The sequence below is a fragment of the Arenibacterium sp. CAU 1754 genome (assembly GCF_054482635.1).
The window spans coordinates 481,477-506,387 of sequence record NZ_JBTLRG010000002.1 but is presented as its reverse complement, the minus strand read 5'-3'; the positions used below and the strand labels follow the sequence as shown (position 1 = coordinate 506,387).

Below are 24,911 nucleotides of genomic sequence, written 5' to 3'. Positions count from 1 at the left end.
CTAGAGACCGAAGCTGCCGTAGGGAATGAATTTCACCAGGTCGCCGGGCCGGATGTGGCGTTCGCCGTCTTCGATTTCAACCAGTCCCTCGGCCCAGCTGAGCCCGCTGATCCGCCCGGATCCTTCGGAGGCGAAAACCTCGGCCCGACCGTCGCGCATGCGGGCGCGCAGGTATTCGCGCCGCCCGGGTTTCTTACGCTTTTCAAAGGCCGCAGGCAGGTCGAACCCCTGGGGGTCCGCCCATCCGGCCCCGGCCAAAAGCGTCAGGGCGGGGCGCGCAAAGACGAGGGTGCACACCATCGCCGCAACCGGGTTTCCCGGCAGGCCGAACACCGGAACCCCCTGCCACATGCCCAAGGCCAGCGGGCGTCCCGGCTTGACCGCGATTCGCCACTCCTGCATCGCGCCTGCAGCGCGCAACAGCGCGCTCACGTGATCCTCATCTCCCGCCGAGGCGCCGCCGCTGGTGATGATTGCATCGGCTTTTGATGCCGCATCATCGAGACAGGCGCGCAACGCCTCGCGATCATCGGCGATGCGGCCCATGTCGATCGCCTCGAACCCAAAGGAGTCCAGCATCGAGATCAGCATCGGGCGATTGGCATCGTAAATCTGTCCCAGACCGGCAGGATCCCCCGGTTCGACCAGTTCGTCGCCGGTCGAGATCACCGCGACCTTCAGCCGGTCTCGCACCGGCACGCGGCTGACCCCCACGGCGGACAACAGCGCAAGATCGGCAGCGGTGATCACCCGACCAGCCCTCAGGGCGGTGGCCCCCCCGACCACGTCTTCGCCCGCCTTGCGGGTGTTGGCCCCGACCTTGAGCGGCCCGCGAAAGGCGATCTGCCCGTCCTGCGCGGTAACGTCCTCCTCAAGGATCACGGTTTCAACTCCGGGCGGCAGGGCCGCGCCGGTCAGAACGCGCAGGGCCTTGCCAGCGGGCACGGTCCCGTCAAAGGGCACACCGGCCGCCGCGCGCCCATCCATGAGGGGCAGGATATGGTCGCCCTCGGGCACGGCCCCGGCAAAGCCATAACCGTCAACGGCGGTGTTGGGTTGCGGCGGGTTTGACCTTTGCGCGATCACATCCTGTGCCAGAACGCGAGCCAACGCCTGATCCAAGGCAACCTCGTCCACGCCGGTGACAGCCGACAACCGGTCGCGCAGCAGCGCGAGCGCGTCATCCACCGGTGTCCAGTTCACACCGGCGGGCAAAGCGAAACAGTCATTGCGCAGGGGGGGCGGCTTGATCATGCGGCGACCCTTTGTCCGGATTGCGGGACGCCGAGGATCCAGCCTTCTTCCGGCGCTTTGACCCTCAAACGATCCGACAAGGCACTGGCGGACAGACGGGACAGGCCAAGGGCAACCTGCTGCACCTGCCAGGCATCCTTGATCATGTCGGCGGGTGGCGCCCCCACGGTCAGCGAGGGCCATATTTCGACCAGCGCAACGGGTCGATCCAGTGGCTCATACGGCCAGACGGCGACCTGACCGGCAAACCGTTGCCTCAGGCGGGTCAGCACCGGCAGGCCCATCATGACCTGGCTGCCCACGGCCCCCGCCCCGGCCATCTGCCAGCAGGTGAAACTGCCCCTTGCCAGCAACTCGACCGCGCGACGGTCGGGGAACGGGTTGTGATACCCGGCCTTGGTGCGGGGCAGGCCGTCGATGTCACGTTTCAACGCATTGGCCCAGAACGGGCCCTTCCCGCCAAACTGGCGATTGATTTCGCCAGCGATATCAAACCGGTTGTTGGCTTTGGGCGCGTCTTCGATCCGGCCGGTGAACCAGTCCCACAGGATCAGCGGGTCATCCCGTCCGGTCAGCGCGGCGGCAAACCCGGCGGGGTAGCCAAAGGGAAAATCGAACCCCAGGCACAGGCGCCGCCCAGCGGCAAGTTCCGCTTCGATCAGATTGCACAGCCATGTTTCGGCCAGCTGCCGGTTGCGCAGGTAAACGGGAGTGTCGGAAACACCGCCGCGCACCGAGCAGGCCCAGATTGCATCGGCACAGGGGGTCGGGCCGCGGTCATTGCCGCCGGACCAGTCCACCATGACGAAGCTGTCGAATGTCACAACCCAACCTCGGACAGAATGAAATCGGCAATCGCGCGCGTATCGTTCAGGTCGAACACCTGGCGGTCAAGATCAAGCGGCACATCGGCCGCCACGGCACGGATGGAATCATCCTCGGGCGCGATCAGCGGATTGCCGGTTTCGGCGCGGTGCGCTTCGACCTTGGGGTGCTTATCGCGTTTGTAACCCTCGATCAGCACCAGATCGACCGGGGCCAGTCGCGGCAGCAGATCCTCCAGCGATGGCTCGTCTTCGCCCCGCAACTCGTGCATCAGGGCAAAGCGGTTGCGCGAGGCCAGCAACACCTCGGTCGCGCCTGCAACGCGGTGGCGGTGGCTGTCTTTGCCTGCGTGGTCCACATCGAACGTGTGATGGGCGTGTTTCACCGTGGAAACGGTAATGCCCCGCCCGGTGATTTCGGTGACAAGCCGTTCCATCAGCCCGGTTTTACCGGCGTTTTTCCAGCCCACCACTCCGTAGATTTTCAAATCAAGCTCTCCGCATGGGCCAGGTCATCTGGCGTATTGACGTTAAAGAACGGATCAAACCCGTCATTTGGGAATTCGGCAAGCCGGCCATCGTGTTTGTCGGTCCAGATGACTACCTTTCGCAAGCCATCGGCAAGGGCCGCGCGCAGATCATCGCGCAGGGCCACGGGCCACAGACCAAAGGTCGGGTGGCGGATCAGCCCCGAGCGGGACATGGATTTGGTCACCTCATCCGCCGTGCGAGGCGTGGCCGCAAGGGCGAGCGGGTGTTCCATGCCTTCGGTCGCCAGCAACAGACGCGGCACCAGATCGCAGGGAAAGAACGGTGTGTCTGCGGCCACGGTGACGATTGTATCGGCGCCCTGCCCGGCCGCCCAGTCCAGCCCGGCCAGAACACCAGCAAGGGGACCGGCATAGCCATCAATGCTGTCGGGGATCACGGGCAGTTTATAGCCGGCAAAGCGTTCTGCATCGCCATTGGCGTTCAGCGCCAGATCGGCCACCTGCGGTTCCAGCCGATCAATTACGCGCGACAACAGAGACTGCCCGCCCAACTCCAACAGGCCCTTGTCGCCCCCGCCCATGCGCGTGGCCTGACCACCGGCAAGGATGACGCCGAGGGGTTGTTTCATTCCGCCGCGCTCTTTCTACGATGCTTTTCTTCCTCGACCGGCACACTCGCCGGATCGACATCCCGCACCAGACGTTCCTCGCCCGCCAGACACACAAACCGCTGACCGCGCATGCGGCCGATCAGGGTCAACCCGACCTCGCGCGCGATCTCGACGCCCCATGCGGTAAAGCCCGAGCGCGAGGCCAGAACGGGAATGCCCATCATCGCCGTTTTGATGACCATCTCGGACGTCAGCCGCCCGGTGGTATAGAGGATTTTATCCTCGGCCCCTTCGCCATGTTGCAGCATCCAGCCGGCGATCTTGTCCACGGCGTTGTGGCGGCCCACGTCCTCCATATAGACCAGCGGGCGGTCTTGGCGGCACAGAACCGTGCCATGGATCGCCCCCGCCTCAAGATAGAGCGACGGGGTGCGGTTGATTTTGGACGCCAGCGCATAAAGCCAGCTGGTGCGCACCGGAACGGCCGGCAGGCGCACGTCCTCAAGCCCCTCCATCATGTCACCAAACACGGTGCCCACGGCACAGCCGGATGTGCGGGTTTTTTTCTTCAGCTTTTCCTCGTAACTGGTCTGGCGCGCGGTGCGCACGACAACGGTTTCCAGATCATCGTCGTAATCGACGCCGGTGATCTCGTCATCACCCAGCAACATGCCCTGATTGCGCAGAAACCCCAGCGCCAGATATTCAGGGTAATCGCCGATGGTCATCGCAGTGACGATTTCCTGAGAGTTCAGGAAAATGGTCAATGGCCGTTCTTCGACCACCGAGATTTTTGACACCTCGCCATTCTGGTCCACGCCTTCGACCGCGCGGGTCAGTCGGGGCGCCGACGGATCGGGCGCGATGATGTAATCTGTGGCGTCTTTTACCGTGGCCAATTGCAACCCTCCCCATTCGCAGATAGTCCGGCTGAACATAGTCTAGGGGCAACACATGACCCGCACCACCGTCAATTCATACTTCTGGAAGGGATGCCGCGATGGCCTGCCTTTCATCTTCGTCGCCGGTCCGTTCGGCGTGTTGTTCGGTGTGCTTGCGGCCGAAGCGGGCTTGGATCTGGTCGAGATCATGACCTTTACCTTCACCGTTTTTGCGGGCGCCGCGCAGTTCACCGCGCTGCAGCTTTTGCAGGAACAGACCCCGACGCTGATCGTGCTGGCCTCGGCACTTGCGGTGAACCTGCGCGTGGCGATGTATTCGGCCTCATTGACGCCCTATCTGGGCGCGGCGCCGCTGTGGCAGCGGGCCTTTGCCGCCTATTTCACGGTCGATCAATCCTATGCGCTGTCGGTGGTTCAGTTCGAAACTGATCACGATATGACGGTCCCGCAACGGATGGCGTATTTCTTTGGGACCAACGCCCTGATCGCGCCGCTTTGGTACACGGCCTCGTTCGTGGGCGCGGTGATGGGGTCGCGCATTCCGGAAAGCTGGGCACTGGATTTCGCCCTGCCCATCGCCTTTCTGGCCATGATCGCGCCGATGCTGCGCACCCTTGCGCATGTCATCGCGGCCCTTGTGGCCATCATCGTGGCACTGTTTGCGGCGGCAATCCCCTATAACCTGGGCCTGTTGGTGGCAGGGGCTGCGGGCATGATGGCCGGGGCCCATGCCGAACTGGTCCTGTCGCGCAGAAGGGGAACGGCATGATGGACCCGGTTTTTGATCGCCAGACGCTGTGGATCGTGATCATCGGCATGGCCGTGGGCAGCTTTGCCCTGCGGTTCCTGTTCATCGGGTTGGTCGGGAACCGCGCGATGCCCGACTGGTTCCTGCGCCACCTGCGCTATACCGCCGTGGCCATCCTGCCCGCGCTGGTGGCACCGCTGGTGATCTGGCCCGCCGCGACGAACGGCACGCCCGATGCCTCGCGCATGGCGGCAGCGGCCGTGACCATCGTGATCGGGCTGATGACCCGAAACGTGATTGCCGCCATTCTGGGCGGGGCCGGAACGCTGTACGCGTTGCTGTATTTACTGGGTTAGGGCCGCGTTGGACCGTTCCAAACCATCTTTCAGGTCTGCACTGTCACCTTCATAGTAATTGTCGGTCACGACACCGGGCAGCTGTGCCACCTGTGATTGCAGCTTGGTCGGATAGAAGGTGGTCTTGATGCTTTCGAAACCGGGCACACGCGCCAACAGGCTCGACGTTGCGTTGGCGCAAAATGCCCCCGGCACGGCGCCATTGGCCAGAGCCAGACGATAGGCCACATCAGCCTGTTCCGCCGAAACATTGATCGTCTGCCTGACCACGTGAAAGGTCGAACGCGCATGGGCGCTGCGATAGGCCTTTTCGACAGCGGGGGTGATGCCGAACAGCACATCGTTCCGCTCCGGAACGACATCGGCATAAAAAGACCCCGCGGGATCGAAAATGATCCGTTGCGAGGCATTGATCAAAAGGGCGGAATGCCCGCCCTTGCCGGTACGATTGTTGACCATGGTGTAAAGCGTCAGCGAAGCCCCGCCCCCATCGCGATAGGAAACGGCCGCGATGGTCTGATCATCGGCGAACGGTTGTTTTTCCGCGCATCCTGCCACTGCAAGGAGCAGGGCGCCAACAATCGCCAGTCGCCGCATGATCAAACGTTCCCGTATCAGGTGATAAAGATCGCCATCAGGACGACAAGAACCAGGATCGCGATAGTCGTTTTCGTTACAAAGTTCATGAACCCGTCAAAGGTTTCGGTCTGAGTCGTGATATCCATTTCGCCGTGCTTGTAGTCAGCCATCTCTAATCATCCCATAGTTCTGATTTCTTGTTCCCTGCTGAATACTGGATTCGCAAACGCGTGTCACCACGTCAATCGGGCGCAGGGGATCAAGGCGTTTCACATTTGCGCGCGAAGACGTTGACCTTCCGGCGTCAGCCGTCTTCCAGTCCGGCGGCAAGGCGGAACCCGATCCGCATCGCGGGGCCCTCTTCGGTCGGCTTGGGCAAGGCGCGCAACATCACGTTCAGCTGGCTGACATGCTGGACCAGCTGGGTTTTGGCACCGGCACCGTCGCTGCCGTAGAAGGTGACGATATCGGGATCGAAATATCCCATGCCTTCGATCCTGAGCACACCGGCGTCACCGCCGGTGAACCCCATCGCCACCTCGTGTTCGCCGTCCAGCTGTTTTTCAAAGTTCTGGATGTAGATGATCAGCCGCTCATACGCCCATTGCGCCGCGCTTTTGCCGGACACGGGTTTATTCAGCTTATCGGGCACGCAATCCAACGCTGGCGCGGCCTGAGGGTCGGAATGCACTTCGTGTACGCGGGGCAAGGCATCGGCTTCGACTGCTTCGGCGGCGGTTTCAATCTTGTCGTCCATGATCTTATCCCTTGCGCTGGTATTCCCACGCACCGTCGGGGCGTTTGGTCCGCGTGACAAGCCCCTGATGATAGAGATGATTCACATGCGACACGGCTTCGACCAAGGCCAGACCGTATTCGCCCGCACCGATGCGCCGCTTGAAAAGGGTGGCGAAACATTCGGCGGCGCTGTGGGGCTCGGCAAGGAATTTCAGCAGTCTCTCGAGCGCGCCATGGTGATTGTCGATCAGTTGACGCAACCGCACCGGCAAGCCCGTAAAGGGCAGTTTATGCCCGCCCAGAACCAGTTGGTCATGGTTTGCATGTGGCACGAACTTTTCGCAGGCCTCCAGCCAGCCCGCCAGCGGGTCGGCCTCGGGTTCGGTGACGTAGACGCCGATGTTGGGGCTGATCGACGGCAGGATCTGATCCCCCGACAGGACCAGATTGTCATCCCTGCTCCAGAATGTTGCGTGGTCGGGCGCGTGGCCATTGCCAAGGTAAACGTCCCAGGTGCGTCCGCCCATGGTGATCGTGTCGCCCTCTTTCAGCCCGGTAAAGCCCAGGGGCATCGGCGTGACGATATCGCTGTAGTTAAAGGGCTTTTCGTTCTCTCGCTGCTCCAAGATCTCCGGGTCCATGCCGGCGCTGCGCCAGAATTCGATGGTTTCCGCCGGGGGGCGTTGCTGTGTATCCAGCGACAGCATCCGCGCAAAAAGCCACGAGGTACGGGTGGAAAGCAGCTCGGCACCGTGCTCACTCTGGAACCAGCCGACGTTGCCCATGTGGTCGGGGTGATGATGAGTCATGATCACCCGGTTCACCGGCTTGCCACCCATCGGGCCTGCCATGACGTCGCCCCACAGGCGCCGGGTCAGGTTTGATCCGAACCCGGTGTCGATCACGGTCCAGCCGTCCCCGTCATCCAGCGCATAAAGGTTCACATGGTCCAGCTTCATCGGAAGCGGCATGCGGATCCACAAGACACCCGGGGCGACCTCGATGGTCTGCCCCGGTTCCGGGGGCGTTTCCCATGGGTATCTCAGCGCGGGGGGACGGTTACCATCCACAGGATCAGGCCGCCAGCTCATCAAGGCTGAGGGCGTAGAGGCCGTCACTGCCTTTTTGCGCATGGGCCAGCAGACCCGCGTGTTCCGGCAGCAGGCGGGTGATGTAGAACCGCGCCAGCGCCTCACGCGCTGTGCCCGGTTCCGCCATCGCCGCCATCAGATGGAAATGTCCGCCCAAAACCCGCGCAAAGGCGCGCAGATAGGGCACGGCCCCTGCGAAACGGTCGTTCATGTCGCTTTGCGCGGTCAGCCATTCGGTCGACTCGCGCAGGCTTTCGGTGGCTTGCCAGACCGGTTCGGCCAGTTCGGGCAGCTTGCCGCGCGCGGCTTCGGCGTGGGCTTCGATCTCGTCCAGCAGGGCGGCGGCGGCTTCGCCCCCGTCCATCATCTTGCGGGCGACAAGGTCCATCGCCTGAATGCCGTTGGTGCCTTCATAGATCGCGGTCACGCGAGCGTCGCGATAATACTGAGCCGCGCCGGTTTCTTCGATAAAGCCCATGCCGCCATGCACCTGCACGCCGGTTTGTGCCACTTCGATCCCGACATCTGTACCAAAGGTTTTGGCAATCGGGGTCAGGAAAGCGGCCCGTGCCGCCCATTCCGCATCGCCCGTGGCGGTCTGCATGTCGATGGCAACAGCACAGGACAAAAGAATGGCCCGCGCGGCGAACAGGTCCGCCTTCATGGTCATCAACATGCGGCGCACGTCGGCATGTTCGGCGATGGTGCCGCTGGTGCCGGGGGCGGTGCGGCCCTGCTTGCGCTCGGTCGCATAGGCAAGCGCGTGCTGATACGCGCCCTCGCCGGCGCCGACGCCCTGACCGCCCACGCCCAGACGAGCGTTGTTCATCATGGTGAACATTGCGGCCATGCCGCCATGCGGCTCACCGATCAGCCAGCCCTTGGCCCCGTCATATTGCATGACGCAAGTGGGCGAACCGTGCAGCCCCATCTTGTGTTCCAGCGACACGACCTTGAGATCATTGGCAACACCCGGGTTGCCGTTTTCATCCGGAATGTACTTGGGCACCAGGAACAGGCTGATCCCCTTGGTGCCCGGCACCCCGTCGGGCAGGCGCGCCAACACCAGGTGACAGACGTTTTCAGCAAAATCGTTGTCGCCCCAGCTGATGTAAATCTTTTGCCCGGAAACGGCATAGGTGCCGTCGCCATTCGGTTCCGCCTTGGAGCTGAGCGCGCCAACGTCCGACCCGGCCTGCGGTTCGGTCAGGTTCATGGTGCCCGACCATTCGCCGGAAATCAGCTTGGGCATGTAAAGTTCCTTGATCGCCTCACTGGCGTGGTGGTCCAGCGCCTCAAGCTGTCCCTGGCTCATCAACGGGGCCAGTTGCAGCGATAGACAGGCCGCCGACATCATTTCGTTGACCGAGGTCGTCACCGTCATGGGAAGCCCCATGCCGCCCTGCTCCTCGGGGGCGCTCATCCCGATCCAGCCGCCTTCGGCAATGGCTTTCCACCCGTCGGCAAACCCCGGAGAGGTGCGCAAAACGCCGTTTTCCAAGTACGCCGGGTGCAGATCACCGTTGCGCTGAAGAGGGGCCATCACCTCTTCGCACATTTTACCGGCTTCGGTCAGGATCGCGCTGACGACATCGCTGCTGGCTTCGGCAAAACGCTCGGTTTCGGCGACACGGTCAAAGCCGACGATGTGGCGCAGCATGAATTCATAATCCGGGACCGGAGCGCGGTAAGTCATGGTAAACCTCTAAATTCTGTATCGATGGCGGCGCGCGGACTTGGAAAACACGCGCGTCGCAGTTATGGGACATCACTCGCCCTTATTCCAGACCAGCCGCATCAATCACGCAACCAAAACGCCGCGTCACAGCCATGTCACCACGACCGCCACTTATCCTATCGACGGATCCTGCCGATCTGGAGCAGGCCGCAGCCTTGCTGCGCGCCGGGGAACTGGTCGCCTTTCCGACCGAGACGGTTTACGGGCTGGGCGCAGATGCGCGCAATGATCTGGCGGTTTCCAGTATTTTCGCGGCAAAGGACCGGCCCACCTTCAACCCGCTGATCGTTCATGTGCCCGACGCCGAAACAGCGCAGCGCTATGTGCAATGGAGCGCCACCGCCCAGCAGCTGGCCGAGGCCTTCTGGCCCGGGGCGCTGACGCTGGTTTTGCCCCTGCGGCAGGATCACGGCATTGCGTCCCTGGTCACCGCCGGACTGGACACGCTGGCGGTTCGCGTCCCGTCGCACCGGGCCGCGCAGGCCCTATTGTCCACCTTCGACGGCCCCATCGCCGCGCCTTCGGCCAATCGGTCAGGTCGGATCAGCCCGACGACCGCCGCCCATGTGCTGGCCGGTCTGGGCGACCGCGTGGCCGCCATCGTCGACGACGGTCCCTGCCCGGTCGGGTTGGAATCCACCATTGTCGGGCTGGACGGTACGCCCACCCTGTTGCGCCCCGGCGGATTGGCAAGCGAAGAGATCGAGGCCGTTCTGGGCCGGTCTCTGGAGGTTCGCCAAACCAATGCCACCCTGACCGCACCGGGGCAGATGCTGTCGCATTACGCACCCGAGGCGGCGCTGCGCCTGAATGCCGAAAGGGCCAAACCAGGCGAACTGTTGCTGGGGTTTGGCCCAATGGACTGTGATCTGAACCTGTCGGTCTCCGGCGACCTGAGCGAAGCGGCGGCCAACCTTTTTCACCATTTGCACCAGCTGGATGATCTCAAGCGCCCCATTGCCGTGGCGCCGATCCCGGATCACGGCCTTGGCCGCGCCATCAATGACCGGCTGCGCCGCGCCGCCGCGCCGCGGGACTGATCTTCAGGCGCGGCCCGCACTGGCGGACAATGTCAACGGATCCACCCCGAGAGAGCGCAATGCCGCGCCCCATTTGTCAGCGTTGTCCATATCATAGATCAGCGCGATGTCCGGTTCGGTCGTCAGCCATCCGTTTTGGGCGATCTCGGCCTCAAGCTGCCCTGGACCCCACCCGGCATAACCCAGCATCATCAGCGCCTTTTCCGGCCCGGCGCCATTTGCCATGTCTTCCAGAATATCCAGCGTGGCGGTCATGCTGAACTGGTCCGAGACCACCATCGAGTGAAGTTTTGAATCGTAGTCAGGCGTATGCAGCACAAACCCGCGCGCGCCCTCGACCGGGCCGCCAAAATGGACCTGCCGGTCACCCATCGGCGTTTCGGGTTTGATGTTCAGCTGTTCAAGAAGGTCCGACAACATAACGTCCGCCGCAGGTTTATTGACGATCAGGCCCATCGCGCCCTGATCGCTATGGCTGCAGAGAAAGACAACCGAATGTTCAAATCGCGGATCCCCCATTCCAGGCATTGCGATCAGTAATTTTCCGGTCAAATCCATCATGATAGGGTCAGCCCTCGTTGCCATGTGGCGTCCTCAGAAGAATGCCCCCCCACCTGCCCGCGTGCAAGGGACAGATCAGCACATCACGCCTTGAAACCTGCGTTGACCGCAATGTGACTTGGCATTTCAGCGCGGAATGCGCATCTAGGGGACATGAGACAAACGATCCTTGCCCTTCTGGCCCTTTGCAGCCCGCTGATCTTTTCCCCGCCCGCCGCACAGGCGCAGTTCGGGCTGGAGGATATCGTGAAGATCGACGTTCTCGAAGGGGGCGTGACCGCAAAGGGTACCTATCAGGCGGCCCTGCGGCTTACCCTGTCGGACGGATGGAAGACCTATTGGCGCGCACCTGGTGACGCCGGTATCCCACCGGAACTGACCTATCGCGGGTCGCGCAACGTGGGCGCAACCTCGATCACCTGGCCGACGCCCCATGTGTTCGATCAGGACGGGGTGCAAACGATCGGGTACAAGCAACAGCTGGTTCTGCCGATCGAGATCACACCCAGGAACAGGGACCGCGCCGTGCATCTGCGCGGAGAGATCCAGTTTGGCGTCTGCAAGGATGTGTGCGTCCCCGCAACGCTGAACTTTGATCAGGCGCTCAGCAGCGATGCCCCGCGCAACCCTACCATCGTCGCGGCCATCGCCCAGCGCCCCTATTCCGAGGATGAGGCGAAGGTAAGCCGCACGACCTGCCGGGTCGAGCCAGTGAAGAACGGCATGCGCCTGACGGCGAATATCACCATGCCCTCCACGGGCGGCGCCGAGGTTACGATCATCGAACCGGGCAATCCCAAGCTTTGGGCCTCGCCCCCCAGTACATCGCGCCGCGGCAATGTTCTGACCGCCACCAGCGATCTGGTTCATATCGAGGGCAAGGCCTATGCACTGGATCGCTCGGCCGTGCGCATCACCGTGTTGGGCAAGAACCACGCAGTTGACATTCTGGGGTGCACGCCCGACTGATCTGACATGTCCCGCACTCCTTTACTGGGCGCCATTGCCGTCCTGATCCACGATAATCGCGTATTGCTGGCCCAGCGCGGTAAAGAGCCCGATGCCGGGCTGTGGGGCTTTCCCGGCGGCCATGTGGAATGGGGGGAAACCGCCCTTGCCGCCGCCGTGCGCGAACTGCACGAGGAAACAGGTGTCCTGGCCACCCCGCGCAGCTATCTGACCAATATCGATGTGCTGCGGCATGACCCGGATGGCACGGCACAGGTGCATTACCTGCTAGCGGCTGTCCTGTGCGATTATGTCAGCGGCACACCGCAGGCGGCGGACGATGTGGCAGATGCCCGGTGGATGCCCTGCGATCTGGTGCGCGACGGCACCCTGCCGATGAGCGCGCGTGTCATCGACGTGATGGAACTGGCCCTTCGGCAGGTGGGGCCTGACGCGGGCTGACCGCTCAGGCGTTGCCCTTGGGGTTCCGGGGGCCGCTGCGGGTGAATATCACCAGGGTCACAAGATAAACGGAAATCACCAGAACAAGCGCTCCGGCGACAAAGGCCACAAAAGCCGCGCGCAATGCGCCATCCGCAAGCAAACCGGGGGCCAGATTGACGATCGGGCCCGGCAAGGCACCGTTGAGCGCCGTCCAGATCATGGTCAGACCCAGCCAGCCCAACAGGGCAAGCAGGGTACCCGCCGCGACCGCGCGCAGCCCCGGGTGCGGCCCGCGCACCGCACGGCGCAGGGCCGCGATCGGGCGCGCCACATCGTTTTGCATCGCCACCAAGGCAGGCACGACCAGCAAGACCAGCAACATGCCGAAGCCAAGACCATAGACCAGCGTGATGACGGTGGGTTTCAGAAACTGCGCCTGTTGCGATTGTTCGTAAAGCAGCGGTGCAAGACCTAGAACCGTGGTCAGAGTCGTCAACAGAACGGGGCGCAAACGATCAGCGGCGCCATCTATGATCGACGGGATCAGCCCGCGCTCCTGCGCATATTCATCAATGGTCGTCACCAGAACGATGGAGTCGTTGATGATGATGCCCGTCATGCCCAACAGCCCAACCACCGTGAACATGCTGAGCGGCACATCCCACAGCGCATGTCCCCAGATCGTCCCGACCAGACCAAAGGGAATGATGACCATGACGACCAAGGGGCGCGTCCAGCTGGCAAATACCCAGGCCAGGACCAGATAGATGCCGGTCAGACACAGGATCAGCCCGGTGCGCGCGTCATTCAGGAAATCGTTTTCCTGTTCGCTCAGACCTGACATTTTCCATTCCACCTGCCGTTCGCTGGCGATTTTGGGTAGGATCTCTGTCACCAGAGCGTCCGAGATTTCCTGAGCACGGGCCGGATCATCCTCGGAGATGTCGCCGGTAACGCTGATCAGGCGAATGCCGTTTTCCCTCCGCACGGTCGAAAACCCGGTGCGTTGCTGCACGCTGACGATATCGGCAAGGGGCACGTAATTTCCGCTGGGCGTGCGCATCTGGGTGGTTTCCAGGAAATCGGCCGTCAACTCACCCTCGGGCAGTTCCACGCGGATGGCCGCGCTGCGCGGGCCTTCGGGATAGGTGGCCGCCTCGATCCCGTTGAGACGCGCGCGCAACGCCCGCCCCAGCGTGTCGATGGTAAAGCCCAGCGCCTGCCCCTGCGCGGTCAGATCGAGGATCAGTTCTTCCTTGTCATAGGCCAGATTGTCCTGCACCGCCGACACTTCGGGGTATCGCAGCAGGGCGGTCTGCAAATCCTGACTGGCGCCTTTCAGGGTATCCACATCCGCGCCATAGAATTGCACGTCCAGCGCATCGCCGCCCGGCCCGGACCGCCAACCGCGGAACGAGACGGTTTCGACCAACGGATGGCGCACCACCTTGTCCTGCAATTCGGCGACAAAGGCAAAACTGGAATAGGGGCGCAGATCGGCGTCAATCAGTTCGATGCTGATCCCGCCCAGAAGGTCAGTGTCCTTGGTGTCGACCCCGGACAGGCCACGCCCGGCGTTGCCGCCCACCTCGGCCATCACATAGTCGAGCGGATTGGCGCCGTACCGTTCTTCGTATTCCTTGCCCAGCGCCTCGGTCGCGCGCTGCATTTCGCGCATCATGGCCAGCGTATCGCTGCGCTTTGCCCCTTCTGTCATGGCAAAATTGCCGGTGACCGACCCGCGTTCGGGCGCGTTGAAGAACCGCCATTGCACGTCGCCGCGGATGAACACCGCCATTTGGCTGGCCAGAATGGCAATCGCCCCGGCGAGCACGACATAGCGCCCCCGAACCACCCAGACCATGACCCGGCGGAACAGATGATCGCGCACCCATCGGAACCCGGTGTTCACCACCCGGTTGGGCCAGTCATACCAATGTTGTTTCGCCGAATGGGCGATGGCGTGGCTCATGTGGTTGGGCAGGATCAGGAAACATTCCACCAGCGAGGCCAGCAGCACGGCAATCACGGTGAACGGGATATCACGGATCAGATCGCCGAACCGCCCGCCGATCGCTATCAGGCCAAAGAACGCGATAACGGTGGTCAGGGTTGCGGCCAGCACCGGCATCGCCATGCGCCGCGCTGCATTTTCCGAGGCGACCACCGGGTGTTCGCCCAGCCGCCTGGCCCGGTAATCCGCGTGTTCGCCCACGACGATGGCGTCATCGACCACGATGCCCAGCGTGATGATCAGCCCGAACAGGCTGACCATGTTGATGGTCAGCCCACCAATATACATCAGCGCAATCGCCGCGAACATGGCCGCCGGTATGCCCGCCGCCACCCAAAAAGCAATGCGCGCATTGAGGAACAGGAACAAAAGCCCCACCACAAGGGCCAACCCCATCAGACCGTTGTCCACCAAAAGGTTCAGGCGCCCGGTAATCGCCTCGGCGCGGGTCCGGATCAGTTCGACGGTCGCGCCCTGCGGCAGACTCGCCTGCATTTCGGCGGCAACCTGTTCGACCTGTTGCTGAATGCGGATGGAGTCGCCCCGGTCGGACCGGTCGACCCGAACCGACATGGCGGGATTTTCGCCCACAAAATAGCTGCGGTTGCGGTCCACGCCCTCGACCCGGATGTCGGCCACATCGCCAATGGTCAGTTGCGACCCATCCGGGTTCGACCGCAGGACGATCCCGGCGATGTCATCGGGTTTGCGTTTTTCGATGCCTGTGCGCACGCGGGTGTTGGCGCCGGTCACGTCGCCGGCCGGGTCAGCATCCACCTCGGCGGCGATGGCGACGGCGATTTCGGACATGGTCACGTCATGGGCGATCAGGTTTGCCGAAGGGACTTCGACAATGGTTTCGGGTGCGGCGACACCGCGAATGGTGGTCCGCGTAACCCCCACCGCAAAAAGCCGGGTCACCAGTTCGTCGGCAAACAGACCCAGCTGTTCAGGCGCCAGCGGTCCGGTGATGACGACATCCGTGACCCGGTCGCGCCACGCGCCGCGGCGGACGGTGGGCTCTTCGGCCTCTTCTGGCAGGGTCGTGATGCCGTCCACGATATTTTGGACGTCATCCGCTGCGCGAGCCATGTCCCAGCCGGGCTCGAATTCCAGCGTGATGCTGGCGTTGCCCTCGCGCGAGGTCGAGGCCGAGCTTTCCACGCCATCGACCGCCAGCAGGGCCGGCTCCAGCACCTGGACGATGGCGCCGTCCACGTCCTCGGGGCCAGCGCCATCCCATTGGACACCGATGGTCACGTTGTCGACGATCACGTCGGGAAAGAACTGCGCCCGCATGTTGGGAATGGCGGCGCTGCCCAAGACCAGCAGGACAACCAGCAACAGGTTTGCCGCTGTGCGGTGCCGGGTGAAATAGGACAACAGCCCACCGGCGGCCCTCGGGATGTCGCGCACCACGGTCTTAGCCCCCCATCCGGGACTCGATCCGCGCAACCAATTGCGCGGGCACCTTGGGTTCGGTCAATGTGCTCAGAACGCGGGCTTTCATCTCGGCGGGCATGCGATCATTGCCTTCGACCAGGGCCACCAGACGCGCCCGGCGTTCTGTGGTCAGTTCCAGCATTTCGGGTTCGATCACGGCCTCGGTCTCGGCCCCCTGGCGCAGCGGTCGCACGCGAATGCCAGTGCCCAGCAAGGGGGTGCGCCCGATCACGACCTCGCGCCCTTCGAGACCTGCGCCGCGCAGCAGAACGTCATCGCCCTGCCGCCGCACCAATGTGACCGGAAGGGACTGAAGCCGGTCTTCCTCGTCCAGAACAAGCACCGTGCCCGAGGCGTCCAGAACCGAGGCAGGCAGTCGGACAACGCCGTCTATGGGTTGTTCCTGAACCGCGACGCTGACAAAGTCGCCGGGTTTGAACCCCGGCGCACGATCCAGCCGGGCAAAGATCAGGCGCCCGGATTGCCCGTCCCCCGCCCCGGCGCTGTCGCGGCTGACCTGGCCCCGGGCGTGCAGATCCACCCCGGCCCCGTCCAGAGTTGCGACCACGGGCGCAGGCAACAGCCGGCCCGTCTCATCCAACAGCCGCGCGTATTGCGCGGTCGACACCCGAAACGCGACTTCCAATGCTTGGGGATCGACCAGAACGGCCAGTTTCTCGTTGACCGAAACAAGGCGGCCCTCGACCAGGTTCACATCACTCAGCGTGCCGTCAAAAGCCGCTGTCAGGGTGGTTTCATCCAGATCGCGCTGCGCCTGATCCAGCGCGATACGCGCGCGCTCCAAATTGGTTGCGGCCTGATCGACGCGCGCTTCGGCCTGCGCCACGGCCTGCCTGCGGGACAGAACGGCCTGACGGGCGGACGACGCGGCCAATTCAGCGGTTTCAACGACCGCCGCCGTGGCAACGCCGCGTTCCTGGAGATCCTGCTGACGGCGGAAGGCGCGGTCGCGCAGTTCCGCCTGCTCTTGGGCCGCAACCAGTTCATCGCGGGCCAGAACCAGCGAGCGTGCGGCATCGCGTTCTTCGGCCTGCGCATCCAGCAGATCGCTTTGCACCCGTTCCAGCGCAGCCTGCGCATCGGCCGGATCGATCTGGACCAGGACATCGCCAGCCTTGACGACGCCCCCTTCCTCAAACTGATCGGCGAGGCTCAGAACCCGCCCGGCGGTTGCCGTGCGCATTTCCAGCGTGCGGCGGCTTTGGACCTGCCCAAACGCTTCGAGGATCGGCGTAACGGTCTGCGTCTCGGCGCGCTGCACATTGACCGCGAAAACCCGTTCGCGGGCTTGCGGCGGTTTCCTGTCATCGCTCATCCGGACCTGAATGGCGCTGGAAATCATCAGGCCCGCATAGATCAACAGTGCGAGTGCCAGACCCGCAAGAAACACCCCAACCAGGCTGTGCCGCAGAAAACGCATTTCAAACACCTCAAGGCCGCGAAATGCAGCCCAATCCATAAGATAGCGGCGCAGAGCAAAATACCAAGCCGCAACTGAGTCACAGGGGATTTAACGCATGTCTGCGTTATTTCCGTCGCTTGTGTTCTTCAAGGCGCGGAAAAATTTCGACAAAATTGCAGGGTCGGTGGCGGTAATCCAGTTGCAGCGACAGGATTTCATCCCACGCGTCCTTGCAGGCGCCGGGGCTGCCCGGCAGGGCAAACAGATAGGTCCCCCCGGCTACGCCACCCGTGGCGCGCGACTGCACCGCGCTGGTGCCGATCTTTTGCATCGAAACGATGGTGAATACCGTGCCGAAGGCATCGATTTCCTTTTCATAGACATCGCGATGCGCCTCAACCGTCACGTCGCGCCCCGTCAGGCCGGTGCCGCCGGTGGAAATCACCACGTCGATGTCGGGGTTGGCGATCCATGTGCGCAGCTGACCGGCGATTTCTGCCCGTTCGTCGCGCAGGATCATCCGGTCGGCCAGCACATGCCCGGCCCCGGTGACCCGGTCGACCAGCACTTGGCCCGAGCGGTCCTCATCCAGGCTGCGGCTGTCGGAAATGGTCAGAACGGCGATCCTGACAGGGACGAAATCCTTGGTTTCATCGATGTGCGACATGTCAGGTCCTTTCCAAAACGGCCAAGCGCACGGCCAGTGCGGCGAAAATTCCACCCGTGACCCAGCCCAGCCAACGGGAGGATCGCGTCAGCCGGCGCCCCGCGCCGCCCGCGAACACGCCGACCAGCCCGTTGACGATAAACCCGCCGATGGCCATCACCACGCCCAGGGCCAGGAATTGCCCCAAGATGGACCCGGCCGCCGGGTCAACGAACTGCGGCAGAAAGGCCAGCACGAACAGGATGACCTTGGGATTGGTGATATTCACCAGAAGCCCCGCGCGAAAGGCCCGTGCCGCGGGGACAGGCGGCGCATCGGGTGGCGTTGCCCCATAACGCAATGCGCCCCAGGCCAGCCACAACAGATAGGCCACCCCGACCCAGCGGATCACGTCGAACAGCCACGGGATTGTCGCAACAGCGGCCCCCAACCCAAGCCCCGCAACGGTTACATGCACCATTGCCCCGGTCGATATTCCGGCGCTCGCTGCCACGGCGGACCGCGCGCCCGAGCGCAGCCCCTGACCAAGGCAAAACATCATGTCCGCACCCGGCGTGAAATTGAGCGCCAGGGCAGCAGGAACAAAAGCAGCCAGAACCAGAGGATCGATCATTTGCCAACCTCGAACCAGTTGGGCGTCGGTCCCAGGTTCATGACCTGCGTGTCGCCGATCCTGCCCGATTTGCCCCAACTGTCATGGATATGGCCGCACAGGGCCAGTTCCGGCTGAATCCGCGCAATGGCATCCCGGATCGCAACAGATCCGACCGACGCCCCACCCGAGGTGACATCCGCAACGCCGTTGGGCGGGGAATGCAGGATCAGGATATCTGCGGCGTCGCAGGGCGCCAGCATCTCGGCGGCGCGCGCCTCGGACAAATCGCAGGACCAGCCGCCAAAGGGCGTTTCCGGCACAGCATACCCCAGCCCGAACAGACGCAGACCGTCAATCTCGGTGCCTGATCCATGCAGCACATGCATGCCGGGCAAGGCGGCATTGGTCAGTTCTTCGTGGCTTTCGGCATTACCGGGCACCACGACCATCGGGGCCTTGATGCCTTGTAACAGGCGCATCGCCTCGTCCAGCCCCTGGCGCATGTTGCAAAAGTCACCTGCGCCGATCACCAGATCGGCATCGGCGCTGGCCTCGACCAAGGCAGCGGCGCGCGCGTGGGCAAGATGCAGGTCGGAAAATGCCAGTATCTTCATTGCGTGCCCTTCAGCCGCGCCTGCAATTCAAGCAGATCGGCCCAGGCTTCGCGCTTGGCACCGGGCTGGCGCAGCAGATATGCGGGATGAAACATCGGCAGGGCCGGCAGGTCAAAGGCCTGATCCCATTTGCCTCGCAATCGGGTGATGCCCCGTTTGCCCAGCACAGCCTGGCAACTGATATTGCCCATCAACACGATGAGGTCAGGCGCGGCCAATGCAACATGCCGTTCAAGAAACGGTTTCATCATTGCGATCTCGTCCGGGCGCGGCTCGCGGTTTTGCGGCGGTCGCCATGGCAGGACGTTGGTGATGTAAACCGACTCGGCCCGGCTCAGCCCGATGGCGTCAAGCATCCGGTCCAGAAGCTGCCCGGCGCGCCCAACAAAGGGGCGGCCTTCGCGATCCTCGTCCCGGCCCGGCGCCTCGCCGATGATCATCACCTTTGCCCCGGAAACCCCGTCCGCAAAGACAAGGTTGCGTGCCCCGCGCTTGAGCTCGCACAGATCGAACGCCTCCATGGCCGCCTTCAGCGCGTCGAGCGTTGCAGCGCCATTCGCGGCGGCGGTCGCCACAGCGACTGGGTCAACGTCGGTCTTGGCCGGACGCGGGGGCACCGGCGCCTGCGCGCCGGGTTTGGTGCGCGGCGCCGCCGGTGGCGCATCCGCCAGATCATAGCGGTTCACCGGTGCGTCGCCGATCGTGTCGGTGACGCCCAGTTCGACCTGCCATTCCAGCAGGGCACGCGCGGTATGATAATCCACAGCCGATTCCATTTGCTCACGCTAATCCCTTGCCGCGGGATGGGAAACACCCCGCGCCGCGCCTGAGACAAAATCGCGCCGATTTTCCTGATCTGCTCCGCCTTGCCCGTGGCCGCGCCAATTTCTATAAGAGCAAAGCCATGACCGGAGCGAACGATGACTTTTGCCCACCGCCACCTTCTTGGGATCGAACAGCTCAGGCCCGAAGAAATCACCACCATTCTTGATCTCGCGGATGAATATGCCGAGCTGAACCGCCGGGCCAACAAACACGGGGATGCACTGACCGGGCTGACGCAGATCAACATGTTCTTTGAAAATTCGACCCGGACACAGGCCAGTTTCGAACTGGCCGGCAAACGTCTGGGCGCGGATGTGATGAACATGGCGATGCAGATGTCATCGGTGAAAAAGGGCGAGACGCTGATCGACACGGCGATGACGCTGAACGCGATGCACCCCGACCTGCTGGTGGTGCGTCACGGGCATTCAGGGGCGGTGAATCTGCTGGCCGAAAAGGTGAACTGCGCCGTTGTGAACGCGGGCGACGGACGGCACGAACACCCCACGCAGGCCTTGCTGGACGCGCTGACCATCCGCCGCGCCAAGGGGCGGCTGCACCGGCTGAACATCGCGATTTGCGGCGATATCGCCCATTCTCGCGTGGCCCGGTCCAATATCCTGCTGCTTGGCAAGATGGAGAACCGCATTCGCCTGATCGGGCCCCCCACCCTGATGCCCGCAGGCATCGGAGACTTCGGAGTCGAAGTTTACGAAGACATGACCGAGGGTCTGAAGGACGTCGACGTTGTCATGATGCTGCGCCTTCAAAAGGAACGCATGGATGGCGGGTTCATCCCGTCGGAACGCGAATATTTCCACCGCTATGGTCTGGACGCCGAAAAGCTGGCGCTGGCCAAGCCTGATGCGATTGTCATGCATCCGGGCCCCATGAACCGCGGCGTTGAAATCGACGGCACGCTGGCCGACGACATCAACCGGTCGGTTATTCAGGATCAGGTCGAAATGGGCGTCGCCGTGCGCATGGCCGCCATGGACCTTTTGGCGCGCAACCTGCGCAACAAGGACGCCGCATGATCGCCGCCCTTACCGTATCAGCCAGGGAACACGGTATCGTGCGCCTGTTTCATCTGAACACGTCGCCTGAACAGGCGCGGTTCCTGCAACAGGAAAATGCCGCCGTCGCCGATATTCTCGGGCTCGATCAGGTGGACCCGGATTATGCCGAGGTTTTCGCGCTGTCCGATCTCGAGGAACTGGGCCTGCCCGGGTATCTGATTGAAGGCTGCGGCATTCCCGCGGATGTCATCGCGGCGGATCGCGAAAGGCTCGGGGCGCTGACAGGCTGGGTTCTGGTGCTGTTCAGCAAGGCCTTTGGCGGCCGGGACGTCCGACTGACGCCCGCCGAAGGGGTCGATCTGGTGGCGCAGTATTCCGAAACGCCAACCGACTGGACCGCAACGCCGATCAAGACCGAAAGCGCCAAACCCGGTTCGGGGCCGACACGCATCGCCCCGCGTCAAGCCCGCGCCGATGCGCGCCGGATCGGGGGCACGATATTCGCGGTTTTCATGCTGATCATCGCGGTCATCCTGCTGGCGATCTTCTTCTGATGAATATCGCAAAAACAAGACATTTCGCGGCCCGGGAGCTGAACACATGACAACGGTCTTTACCAACGCCCGCCTGATCGACCCCGAGGCCGGGACCGACGCAAAAGGAACGCTGATCGTTCAGGACGGCCGGATCACCGACACTCTGCCCGCCGGCACCGGATACGAAGAAACGCTTCGGGCGCGCAACATTCCGCTGGATGGCGCCGAAATCATTGACTGCGGCGGGCGCTGCCTGGCCCCCGGCATTGTCGATATCGGGGTCAAGGTCTGTGAACCCGGCGAACGTCACAAGGAAAGCTTTCGCTCGGCCGGGCTGGCGGCGGCGGCAGGCGGGATCACCACGATGGTCACCCGGCCTGACACCACCCCCACCATCGACAGCCCCGAGGTGCTGGAGTTCGTCACCCGCCGCGCGAACGAGGCCGCGCCGGTCAATGTCCTGCCCATGGCCGCCCTGACCAAGGGGCGCGAGGGGCGCGAGATGACCGAGATCGGGTTCCTGATGGATGCCGGGGCCGTGGCCTTTACCGATTGCGATCATGTGGTTGCAAACACCAAGGTATTTTCCCGCGCGCTGACCTATGCCCGGTCCTGTGGCGCGCTCGTCATCGCCCACCCGCAGGACCCGGGTCTGAGCGCCGGGGCGGCGGCGACCTCGGGCAAATTTGCCTCGCTGCGCGGCCTGCCCGCCGTGTCGCCGATGGCCGAACGCATGGGGCTGGACCGGGACATGGCCGTCGTCGAAATGACCGGCGCGCGCTATCACGCCGACCAGATTACGACCCGCCGCGCCCTGCCCGCGCTGGAGCGGGCCAAGGCCAATGGTCTGGACGTGACCGCCGGTGTCAGCATTCACCACCTGACACTGAATGAACTGGACGTGGCCGATTACCGGACCTTCTTCAAGGTCAAGCCGCCCCTGCGCGCCGAAGAGGACCGGCAAGGCATGATCGAGGCGCTGCGCGACGGGGTGATCGCCATCATCAGTTCGATGCACACACCCCAGGACGAAGAAAGCAAGCGCCGCCCCTTTGAGGAGGCCGCGAGCGGCGCCGTTGCTCTGGAAACCCTGCTGCCTGCGGCGCTGCGTCTCTATCATGCGGAACAGATGGACCTTCCGGGATTGTTCCGCGCCATGTCGCTGAACCCGGCCAAACGGCTGGGCCTGTCCTGTGGGCGGCTGGCCGTCGACGCGCCGGCGGATCTGGTCCTGTTCGATCCGGACACCCCGTTCGTGATGGACCGAGCCACCCTGCATTCAAAATCGCGCAACACACCGTTTGACGGCCAGCGCATGCAAGGTAGGGTCCTGGCAACCTATGTGGCCGGTCAGGCCGTTTACCGGAGAGACTGATGCCCGATTTCGACACCCCTGCCCTGTTTTTGATCCTGTCTGCCGTTCTTGGCTATGGTCTGGGGTCCATTGCGGCAGGGATGATCCTGGCCCGGGTCATGAACCTGGGCGATCTGCGCTCAATCGGGTCGGGCAACATCGGCGCAACGAACGTTTTGCGCACCGGCAACAAGCTGGCAGCCGCACTGACGTTGATACTGGACGCGGCCAAAGGCGCGGTTGCCGTTCTTCTGGGCCGGATGATCGGGGGCGGGGATGCCGCGCAAATTGCCGGGCTCGCCGCGTTCATTGGCCATTGCTACCCTGTCTGGCTGGGCTTCAAGGGCGGCAAGGGGGTTGCGACCTTTCTAGGGATTTGGCTGGCACTGGCATGGCCCGTCGGGCTGGCCTGTTGCGCCACATGGCTGGTTGCGGCGCTGACATCGCGGATTTCGTCCATGGGCGCGCTCGTCGCGGCGGCCGGATCAAGCATCTTTGCGATGGTGATGGGATACAGTTCGGCCGTGATCCTGGGTGTTGTCATGACGACGCTGATCTTGTGGCGTCACCGCGCAAATATCGCCCGCATTCAGGACGGAACCGAACCGCGCATCGGTCAACGGTGATTGATCGCATGAGGGCGGCACATCAATGCCGCCCCCTGCCGGTCAATAACTGTAATCTTCGTAAATTCGCGTCAAATCCCCGTTCCAATCGCCATTGTAGCGATCCAGCAATTCGTCTGCGGGTACCTTGCCGGTTTCCAGACTGTCTTTGAGCGCGTTCAGGAAATGCGTCTCGTCCGGCACCATCCCGCCCGCTCCGACGCGTGCGCGTGCCTTCAGCCCCGCTTCGGAAATGGCAACGACTTCACGGGCAATATCGTGCATGCTGATACCGTCGACCTTGGCCTGCAAGGCCTGCTGGCTGGCCGCCACGCGCAGGCCCTCGCGGGTTTCAGCGCTCCAGCCTTTGACCAGATCCCAGGCGGCATCCAGCGCCGACTGGTCATACATCAGCCCGACCCAGAAAGCCGGCAAGGCGCACAAGCGGCGCCACGGGCCGCCATCGGCGCCGCGCATTTCGATGAATTTCTTGATCCGCGCCTCGGGAAAGGCCGTGGTCAGATGATCCGCCCAATCCGACAGGGTCGGCATTTCCCCCGGCAGTGCGGGCAGTTCGCCCTTGAGAAAATCGCGGAACGACATGCCCAGCGCATCGATGTACTTGCCCTCGCGATAGACAAAATACATCGGCACATCGAGCGCATATTGCACCCATGCTTCGAACCCGAAGCCTTCGTCGAAGACAAAAGGGATCATGCCCGTACGCGCGGCATCGAGATCGCGCCAGACCCGACTGCGCCAGGATTTGTGGCCGTTTGGTTTGCCCTCGAAAAACGGTGAATTCGCAAACAGCGCTACGGCGACGGGCTGCAACGCAATGGCAACGCGCATCTTTTGCACCATGTCCGCCTCGGACCCGAAGTCGAGATTGACCTGAACGGTGCAGGTACGGCGCATCATGGTGCGGCCCATCGTGCCGACTTTGCCCATATAGGCATCCATCAGCTTGTACCGCCCCTTGGGCATCAATGGCATTTCTTCGTGGGTCCAGATCGGGGCCGCGCCCAGACCGATGAAACCGACGCCGATTTCGTCGGCGATATCCTTGACCTCGCGCAGGTGTTCGTTCACCTCGTCACAGGTTTCGTGGATCGTCTCAAGCGGCGCACCGGACAGTTCCAGCGCCCCGCCGGGTTCAAGACTGACATTTGCACCGTCCTTTTCCAGACCGATCAGGTACCCGCTTTCGCGCACCTCGGACCAGCCATGCCGGTCGCGCAGCCCTTCTAGAACGGACACAATCGACTGTTTGCCCTCAAAAGGAAGAGGGGCCAGCGTATCCTTGATATAACCGAACTTTTCATGTTCGGTCCCTATGCGCCAATCTTCCTTGGGCTTGCAGCCATCGGCCAGGTATTCGGCCAGCTGCTCGTGCCGTTCGATCGGTCCGCCACCGGATTGGGGAATGGACATGGCGCGCTCCGTGATATCAGTTTCGTGACGGTCAGAAGTGAGGGGAATTGACCGGGC

The 24,911-nt window shown here is 63.1% G+C and carries 27 protein-coding genes; 9 read left to right on the top strand and 18 right to left on the bottom strand.

Annotated features, from left to right (window positions below; genetic code table 11):
• The 5 genes from ACXYMO_RS09195 to ACXYMO_RS09175 are packed head-to-tail and all read right to left on the bottom strand — an operon-like array spanning position 1 to position 4,118.
• Positions 1–1,254, bottom strand: coding sequence for a molybdopterin-binding protein (locus ACXYMO_RS09195; RefSeq protein ID WP_458878397.1), 1,254 nt, complete (start codon positions 1,252–1,254; stop codon positions 1–3).
• Entirely contained in the window at positions 1,251–2,078 is an 828-nt protein-coding gene (locus ACXYMO_RS09190) for a molybdopterin guanine dinucleotide synthesis (protein WP_458878396.1), read from the bottom strand. Before ACXYMO_RS09190 ends, ACXYMO_RS09195 begins: the two co-directional genes overlap by 4 nt.
• Positions 2,075–2,566, bottom strand: coding sequence for a molybdopterin-guanine dinucleotide biosynthesis protein B (gene mobB / locus ACXYMO_RS09185; RefSeq protein WP_458878395.1), 492 nt, complete (start codon positions 2,564–2,566; stop codon positions 2,075–2,077). The genes ACXYMO_RS09190 and mobB overlap by 4 nt, the downstream gene beginning before the upstream one ends.
• Entirely contained in the window at positions 2,563–3,198 is a 636-nt protein-coding gene (mobA, locus tag ACXYMO_RS09180; RefSeq protein ID WP_458878394.1) for a molybdenum cofactor guanylyltransferase MobA, read from the bottom strand. Before mobA ends, mobB begins: the two co-directional genes overlap by 4 nt.
• On the bottom strand, positions 3,195–4,118 hold the full coding sequence (locus ACXYMO_RS09175) for a formate dehydrogenase accessory sulfurtransferase FdhD (protein WP_458878393.1): 924 nt from the start codon (positions 4,116–4,118) through the stop codon (positions 3,195–3,197). The genes mobA and ACXYMO_RS09175 overlap by 4 nt, the downstream gene beginning before the upstream one ends.
• A 16-nt stretch (positions 4,119–4,134) precedes the next feature.
• On the opposite strand from ACXYMO_RS09175, the gene ACXYMO_RS09170 reads away from it, so the two are divergent.
• Together ACXYMO_RS09170 and ACXYMO_RS09165 are read left to right on the top strand one after the other, a co-directional pair.
• Positions 4,135–4,851 carry an AzlC family ABC transporter permease gene (locus ACXYMO_RS09170; protein ID WP_458878392.1) on the top strand — a complete coding sequence of 239 codons (717 nt, stop codon included), beginning with the start codon at positions 4,135–4,137 and terminating at the stop codon, positions 4,849–4,851.
• The gene (locus ACXYMO_RS09165) at positions 4,848–5,186 is read left to right on the top strand and encodes an AzlD domain-containing protein (protein WP_458878391.1); all 339 of its coding nucleotides are present in this window, start codon (positions 4,848–4,850) and stop codon (positions 5,184–5,186) included. The genes ACXYMO_RS09170 and ACXYMO_RS09165 overlap by 4 nt, the downstream gene beginning before the upstream one ends.
• Here ACXYMO_RS09165 and ACXYMO_RS09160 read toward each other — a convergent pair.
• From ACXYMO_RS09160 to ACXYMO_RS09140, 5 genes are all read right to left on the bottom strand, one after another.
• Positions 5,175–5,783 (bottom strand): hypothetical protein, encoded by a 609-nt coding sequence (locus tag ACXYMO_RS09160; RefSeq protein ID WP_458878390.1) that lies wholly within the window; start codon positions 5,781–5,783, stop codon positions 5,175–5,177. The two genes, ACXYMO_RS09165 and ACXYMO_RS09160, sit on opposite strands and share 12 nt — an antisense overlap.
• 17 nt (positions 5,784–5,800) lie before the next feature.
• Entirely contained in the window at positions 5,801–5,935 is a 135-nt protein-coding gene (locus ACXYMO_RS09155) for an aa3-type cytochrome c oxidase subunit IV (RefSeq protein ID WP_458878389.1), read from the bottom strand.
• 134 nt (positions 5,936–6,069) lie between these two features.
• Positions 6,070–6,522, bottom strand: a complete 453-nt coding sequence (locus ACXYMO_RS09150) for a DUF6173 family protein (RefSeq protein WP_458878388.1) — start codon at positions 6,520–6,522, stop codon at positions 6,070–6,072.
• A 4-nt stretch (positions 6,523–6,526) separates the two neighbouring features.
• On the bottom strand, positions 6,527–7,594 hold the full coding sequence (locus tag ACXYMO_RS09145; protein ID WP_458878387.1) for an MBL fold metallo-hydrolase: 1,068 nt from the start codon (positions 7,592–7,594) through the stop codon (positions 6,527–6,529).
• Positions 7,578–9,290: an acyl-CoA dehydrogenase gene (locus tag ACXYMO_RS09140; RefSeq protein ID WP_458878386.1), complete on the bottom strand. Its 1,713-nt coding sequence runs from the start codon at positions 9,288–9,290 to the stop codon at positions 7,578–7,580. The genes ACXYMO_RS09145 and ACXYMO_RS09140 overlap by 17 nt, the downstream gene beginning before the upstream one ends.
• Positions 9,291–9,424: 134 nt before the next feature.
• Between ACXYMO_RS09140 and ACXYMO_RS09135 the strand changes: the two genes are divergently transcribed.
• Positions 9,425–10,372: an L-threonylcarbamoyladenylate synthase gene (locus ACXYMO_RS09135; RefSeq protein ID WP_458878385.1), complete on the top strand. Its 948-nt coding sequence runs from the start codon at positions 9,425–9,427 to the stop codon at positions 10,370–10,372.
• A gap of 3 nt (positions 10,373–10,375) precedes the next feature.
• Here the strand turns inward: ACXYMO_RS09135 and ACXYMO_RS09130 are convergent, their stop codons facing one another.
• Positions 10,376–10,930 carry a YqgE/AlgH family protein gene (locus tag ACXYMO_RS09130; RefSeq protein WP_458879070.1) on the bottom strand — a complete coding sequence of 185 codons (555 nt, stop codon included), beginning with the start codon at positions 10,928–10,930 and terminating at the stop codon, positions 10,376–10,378.
• Positions 10,931–11,086: 156 nt separating this feature from the next.
• On the opposite strand from ACXYMO_RS09130, the gene ACXYMO_RS09125 reads away from it, so the two are divergent.
• Positions 11,087–11,902 (top strand): protein-disulfide reductase DsbD domain-containing protein, encoded by an 816-nt coding sequence (locus ACXYMO_RS09125; RefSeq protein ID WP_458878384.1) that lies wholly within the window; start codon positions 11,087–11,089, stop codon positions 11,900–11,902.
• 6 nt (positions 11,903–11,908) lie between these two features.
• Positions 11,909–12,343 (top strand): NUDIX hydrolase, encoded by a 435-nt coding sequence (locus tag ACXYMO_RS09120; protein ID WP_458878383.1) that lies wholly within the window; start codon positions 11,909–11,911, stop codon positions 12,341–12,343.
• Positions 12,344–12,347: 4 nt separating this feature from the next.
• Here ACXYMO_RS09120 and ACXYMO_RS09115 read toward each other — a convergent pair whose 3' ends face one another.
• The 6 genes from ACXYMO_RS09115 to ACXYMO_RS09090 form a co-directional block, all read right to left on the bottom strand.
• Positions 12,348–15,758 (bottom strand): efflux RND transporter permease subunit, encoded by a 3,411-nt coding sequence (locus tag ACXYMO_RS09115; RefSeq protein WP_458879069.1) that lies wholly within the window; start codon positions 15,756–15,758, stop codon positions 12,348–12,350.
• A gap of 4 nt (positions 15,759–15,762) precedes the next feature.
• Positions 15,763–17,223 carry an efflux RND transporter periplasmic adaptor subunit gene (locus ACXYMO_RS09110; RefSeq protein ID WP_458879068.1) on the bottom strand — a complete coding sequence of 487 codons (1,461 nt, stop codon included), beginning with the start codon at positions 17,221–17,223 and terminating at the stop codon, positions 15,763–15,765.
• A gap of 106 nt (positions 17,224–17,329) precedes the next feature.
• Positions 17,330–17,872: a molybdenum cofactor biosynthesis protein B gene (gene moaB / locus ACXYMO_RS09105; protein WP_458878382.1), complete on the bottom strand. Its 543-nt coding sequence runs from the start codon at positions 17,870–17,872 to the stop codon at positions 17,330–17,332.
• A 1-nt stretch (position 17,873) separates the two neighbouring features.
• On the bottom strand, positions 17,874–18,485 hold the full coding sequence (locus ACXYMO_RS09100; protein ID WP_458878381.1) for a LysE family translocator: 612 nt from the start codon (positions 18,483–18,485) through the stop codon (positions 17,874–17,876).
• On the bottom strand, positions 18,482–19,081 hold the full coding sequence (locus tag ACXYMO_RS09095; RefSeq protein WP_458878380.1) for a metallophosphoesterase family protein: 600 nt from the start codon (positions 19,079–19,081) through the stop codon (positions 18,482–18,484). Before ACXYMO_RS09095 ends, ACXYMO_RS09100 begins: the two co-directional genes overlap by 4 nt.
• A complete protein-coding gene (locus tag ACXYMO_RS09090) occupies positions 19,078–19,857 on the bottom strand; it encodes a uracil-DNA glycosylase (RefSeq protein WP_458878379.1) in 780 nt (259 codons plus the stop codon). Before ACXYMO_RS09090 ends, ACXYMO_RS09095 begins: the two co-directional genes overlap by 4 nt.
• Positions 19,858–20,001: 144 nt before the next feature.
• Between ACXYMO_RS09090 and ACXYMO_RS09085 the strand changes: the two genes are divergently transcribed.
• Genes ACXYMO_RS09085 through plsY form a run of 4 tightly spaced genes read left to right on the top strand, consistent with a single transcriptional unit; the run spans position 20,002 to position 23,441 of the window.
• Positions 20,002–20,943 carry an aspartate carbamoyltransferase catalytic subunit gene (locus ACXYMO_RS09085; protein WP_458878378.1) on the top strand — a complete coding sequence of 314 codons (942 nt, stop codon included), beginning with the start codon at positions 20,002–20,004 and terminating at the stop codon, positions 20,941–20,943.
• On the top strand, positions 20,940–21,479 hold the full coding sequence (locus tag ACXYMO_RS09080) for a hypothetical protein (RefSeq protein ID WP_458878377.1): 540 nt from the start codon (positions 20,940–20,942) through the stop codon (positions 21,477–21,479). Before ACXYMO_RS09085 ends, ACXYMO_RS09080 begins: the two co-directional genes overlap by 4 nt.
• 46 nt (positions 21,480–21,525) lie before the next feature.
• Positions 21,526–22,836 carry a dihydroorotase gene (pyrC, locus tag ACXYMO_RS09075; RefSeq protein ID WP_458878376.1) on the top strand — a complete coding sequence of 437 codons (1,311 nt, stop codon included), beginning with the start codon at positions 21,526–21,528 and terminating at the stop codon, positions 22,834–22,836.
• Complete coding sequence (plsY, locus tag ACXYMO_RS09070) at positions 22,836–23,441, top strand: glycerol-3-phosphate 1-O-acyltransferase PlsY (protein ID WP_458878375.1); 606 nt, start codon at positions 22,836–22,838, stop codon at positions 23,439–23,441. The genes pyrC and plsY overlap by 1 nt, the downstream gene beginning before the upstream one ends.
• Before the next feature lie 42 nt (positions 23,442–23,483).
• Here plsY and ACXYMO_RS09065 read toward each other — a convergent pair whose 3' ends face one another.
• Positions 23,484–24,854, bottom strand: coding sequence for a glutamate--cysteine ligase (locus tag ACXYMO_RS09065; RefSeq protein WP_458878374.1), 1,371 nt, complete (start codon positions 24,852–24,854; stop codon positions 23,484–23,486).
• Between the last annotated feature and the right edge of the window lie 57 nt (positions 24,855–24,911).

Coding starts and splice junctions, on each gene's coding strand:
- ACXYMO_RS09195 (WP_458878397.1), bottom strand. CDS start 1,254: ATGATCAAGCCGCCCCCCCTGCGCAATGACTGTTTCGCTTTGCCCGCC.
- mobA (WP_458878394.1), bottom strand. CDS start 3,198: ATGAAACAACCCCTCGGCGTCATCCTTGCCGGTGGTCAGGCCACGCGC.
- ACXYMO_RS09175 (WP_458878393.1), bottom strand. CDS start 4,118: ATGTTCAGCCGGACTATCTGCGAATGGGGAGGGTTGCAATTGGCCACG.
- ACXYMO_RS09170 (WP_458878392.1), top strand. CDS start 4,135: ATGACCCGCACCACCGTCAATTCATACTTCTGGAAGGGATGCCGCGAT.
- ACXYMO_RS09165 (WP_458878391.1), top strand. CDS start 4,848: ATGATGGACCCGGTTTTTGATCGCCAGACGCTGTGGATCGTGATCATC.
- ACXYMO_RS09160 (WP_458878390.1), bottom strand. CDS start 5,783: ATGCGGCGACTGGCGATTGTTGGCGCCCTGCTCCTTGCAGTGGCAGGA.
- ACXYMO_RS09155 (WP_458878389.1), bottom strand. CDS start 5,935: ATGGCTGACTACAAGCACGGCGAAATGGATATCACGACTCAGACCGAA.
- ACXYMO_RS09150 (WP_458878388.1), bottom strand. CDS start 6,522: ATGGACGACAAGATTGAAACCGCCGCCGAAGCAGTCGAAGCCGATGCC.
- ACXYMO_RS09145 (WP_458878387.1), bottom strand. CDS start 7,594: ATGAGCTGGCGGCCTGATCCTGTGGATGGTAACCGTCCCCCCGCGCTG.
- ACXYMO_RS09140 (WP_458878386.1), bottom strand. CDS start 9,290: ATGACTTACCGCGCTCCGGTCCCGGATTATGAATTCATGCTGCGCCAC.
- ACXYMO_RS09135 (WP_458878385.1), top strand. CDS start 9,425: ATGTCACCACGACCGCCACTTATCCTATCGACGGATCCTGCCGATCTG.
- ACXYMO_RS09130 (WP_458879070.1), bottom strand. CDS start 10,930: ATGGATTTGACCGGAAAATTACTGATCGCAATGCCTGGAATGGGGGAT.
- ACXYMO_RS09125 (WP_458878384.1), top strand. CDS start 11,087: ATGAGACAAACGATCCTTGCCCTTCTGGCCCTTTGCAGCCCGCTGATC.
- ACXYMO_RS09120 (WP_458878383.1), top strand. CDS start 11,909: ATGTCCCGCACTCCTTTACTGGGCGCCATTGCCGTCCTGATCCACGAT.
- ACXYMO_RS09110 (WP_458879068.1), bottom strand. CDS start 17,223: ATGCGTTTTCTGCGGCACAGCCTGGTTGGGGTGTTTCTTGCGGGTCTG.
- moaB (WP_458878382.1), bottom strand. CDS start 17,872: ATGTCGCACATCGATGAAACCAAGGATTTCGTCCCTGTCAGGATCGCC.
- ACXYMO_RS09100 (WP_458878381.1), bottom strand. CDS start 18,485: ATGATCGATCCTCTGGTTCTGGCTGCTTTTGTTCCTGCTGCCCTGGCG.
- ACXYMO_RS09095 (WP_458878380.1), bottom strand. CDS start 19,081: ATGAAGATACTGGCATTTTCCGACCTGCATCTTGCCCACGCGCGCGCC.
- ACXYMO_RS09090 (WP_458878379.1), bottom strand. CDS start 19,857: ATGGAATCGGCTGTGGATTATCATACCGCGCGTGCCCTGCTGGAATGG.
- ACXYMO_RS09085 (WP_458878378.1), top strand. CDS start 20,002: ATGACTTTTGCCCACCGCCACCTTCTTGGGATCGAACAGCTCAGGCCC.
- ACXYMO_RS09080 (WP_458878377.1), top strand. CDS start 20,940: ATGATCGCCGCCCTTACCGTATCAGCCAGGGAACACGGTATCGTGCGC.
- pyrC (WP_458878376.1), top strand. CDS start 21,526: ATGACAACGGTCTTTACCAACGCCCGCCTGATCGACCCCGAGGCCGGG.
- plsY (WP_458878375.1), top strand. CDS start 22,836: ATGCCCGATTTCGACACCCCTGCCCTGTTTTTGATCCTGTCTGCCGTT.
- ACXYMO_RS09065 (WP_458878374.1), bottom strand. CDS start 24,854: ATGTCCATTCCCCAATCCGGTGGCGGACCGATCGAACGGCACGAGCAG.